Here is a 2500-nt window from a genome sequence, read left to right as displayed (position 1 = left end):
CGTCATCCGAATACCCTCGGGGGTAGAGCACTGGATGGGTAATGGGGCCCCACAGGCTTACTGATCCTAACCAAACTCCGAATACCGAGGAGTACTAGATGGCAGACAGACTGCGAATGCTAACGTCCGTAGTCGAGAGGGAAACAACCCTGACCTACAGCTAAGGCCCCTAATTCATGGCTAAGTGGGAAAGCAGGTGGGACGACCAAAACAACCAGGAGGTTGGCTTAGAAGCAGCCATCCTTTAAAGATAGCGTAACAGCTCACTGGTCTAAATAAGTTGTCCTGCGGCGAAGATGTAACGGGGCTCAAGCCATGAGCCGAAGCTTAGGATGCCGTAAGGCATGGTAGCAGAGCGTAGTGTGACATGGTTTCTATCCTCTTTAGTGTCCTTCGGGACATCATGGAGGGTAAGAAATCTTCGATGAAGCGGGCCTGTGAGGGATCCCGTGGAGAGATCACTAGTGAGAATGATGACATGAGTAGCGATAAAGGGTGTGAGAGACACCCTCGCCGAAAGTCCAAGGGTTCCTGCTTAAAGCTAATCTGAGCAGGGTAAGCCGACCCCTAAGGCGAGGCCGAAAGGCGTAGTCGATGGGAACCAGGTTAATATTCCTGGGCCAGATGGAAGTGACGGATCTCAAAGGTTGTTCGTTCTTATCGGATTGAACGGGCCGCTGAGAGGTTCCTGGAAATAGCTCCATCGCTAGATCGTACCCTAAACCGACACAGGTGGACTGGTAGAGAATACCAAGGCGCTTGAGAGAACTATGTTGAAGGAACTCGGCAAAATACCTCCGTAAGTTCGCGAGAAGGAGGCCCGGTTTCTAGGCAACTAGAGGCTGGGGGCACAAACCAGGGGGTGGCGACTGTTTACTAAAAACACAGGGCTCTGCGAAGTCGCAAGACGACGTATAGGGTCTGACGCCTGCCCGGTGCCTGAAGGTTAAAAGGAGGGGTGAGAGCTCTGAATTGAAGCCCAGGTAAACGGCGGCCGTAACTATAACGGTCCTAAGGTAGCGAAATTCCTTGTCGGGTAAGTTCCGACCTGCACGAATGGCGTAACGACTTCCCCGCTGTCTCCAACATAGACTCAGCGAAATTGAATTGCCTGTCAAGATGCAGGCTTCCCGCGGTTAGACGGAAAGACCCCGTGCACCTTTACTATAGCTTCGCACTGGCATCAGGATTGTGATGTGCAGGATAGGTGGTAGGCTTTGAAGCAGGGACGCTAGTCCCTGTGGAGCCTCCCTTGAGATACCACCCTTCGCACTCTTGATGTCTAACCGCGGCCCGTTATCCGGGTCCGGGACCCTGCGTGGTGGGTAGTTTGACTGGGGCGGTCGCCTCCTAAAGCGTAACGGAGGCGCGCGAAGGTTGGCTCAGAGCGGTCGGAAATCGCTCGTTGAGTGCAATGGCAGAAGCCAGCCTGACTGCGAGACTGACAAGTCGAGCAGAGTCGAAAGACGGCCATAGTGATCCGGTGGTCCCAAGTGGGAGGGCCATCGCTCAACGGATAAAAGGTACGCCGGGGATAACAGGCTGATACTGCCCAAGAGTCCATATCGACGGCAGTGTTTGGCACCTCGATGTCGGCTCATCTCATCCTGGGGCTGGAGCAGGTCCCAAGGGTACGGCTGTTCGCCGTTTAAAGAGGTACGTGAGCTGGGTTTAGAACGTCGTGAGACAGTTCGGTCCCTATCTGCCGTGGGTGTAGGATACTTGAGAGGAGTTGCCCCTAGTACGAGAGGACCGGGGTGAACGAACCACTGGTGGACCTGTTGTGGCGCCAGCCGCAGTGCAGGGTAGCTATGTTCGGACAGGATAACCGCTGAAGGCATCTAAGCGGGAAGCCCCCCTCAAAACAAGGTATCCCTGAGAGCCGTGGTAGACCACCACGTCGATAGGCCAGAGATGTAAGCGCAGCAATGCGTTCAGTTGACTGGTACTAATGGCTCGATAGGCTTGATTTGATCCAGTAATAGCAAGACTGTTACAGACAAATCAAAAGCATACACAAATCACAGCGTACTGACTTGGAAATCCAACTCCAACCGGAGCAAGACGGTTGGAGATACCTTGCCCCTCTCGGAGGCAGGTCGTAATAATGTCCTCAAGTCGCCGATAGGCGATAGGACAAAACAATGTCTCGAGGTTTTTTCCCGGTTTGGTGGTCATAGCACAAGCGAAACACCCGGTCCCATCCCGAACCCGGCCGTTAAGCGCTGTCGCGCCAATGGTACTGCGTCTTAAGACGTGGGAGAGTAGGTCGCTGCCAAACCTGGTAAAAACCTCAAGACATCAAAATGTATCTCTCGAAAACGATGAAACACCCAACATCAAAACAATGCTGGGGCATACTATAGGCCCAAGGCCATCACTATCGCCCAATTCCACACACGGAAAACAGGCAAAACACTGTCGCGGGATGGAGCAGCCCGGTAGCTCGTCAGGCTCATAACCTGAAGGTCGTAGGTTCAAATCCTACTCCCGCAACCAA

1 tRNA gene and 2 rRNA genes (1 of these 3 cut by a window edge) are annotated in these 2500 nt (G+C 53.6%); all 3 read left to right on the top strand.

What is annotated here, in order from left to right:
* Nucleotides 1-1973 (top strand): 23S ribosomal RNA (locus ACSSVY_RS22455) (it extends 997 nt beyond the left edge of the window).
* A 193-nt stretch (nt 1974-2166) separates the two neighbouring features.
* Nucleotides 2167-2281, top strand: a 5S ribosomal RNA gene (gene rrf / locus ACSSVY_RS22450).
* Nucleotides 2282-2422: 141 nt separating this feature from the next.
* Nucleotides 2423-2499 (top strand) — tRNA-Met (locus ACSSVY_RS22445).
* Nucleotide 2500 lies beyond the last annotated feature (1 nt).

The organism is Roseovarius sp. MBR-51 (genome assembly GCF_053628575.1).
The sequence above is the reverse complement of the archived record's forward strand: the minus strand, read 5'-3'. Positions and strand labels throughout refer to the sequence as shown.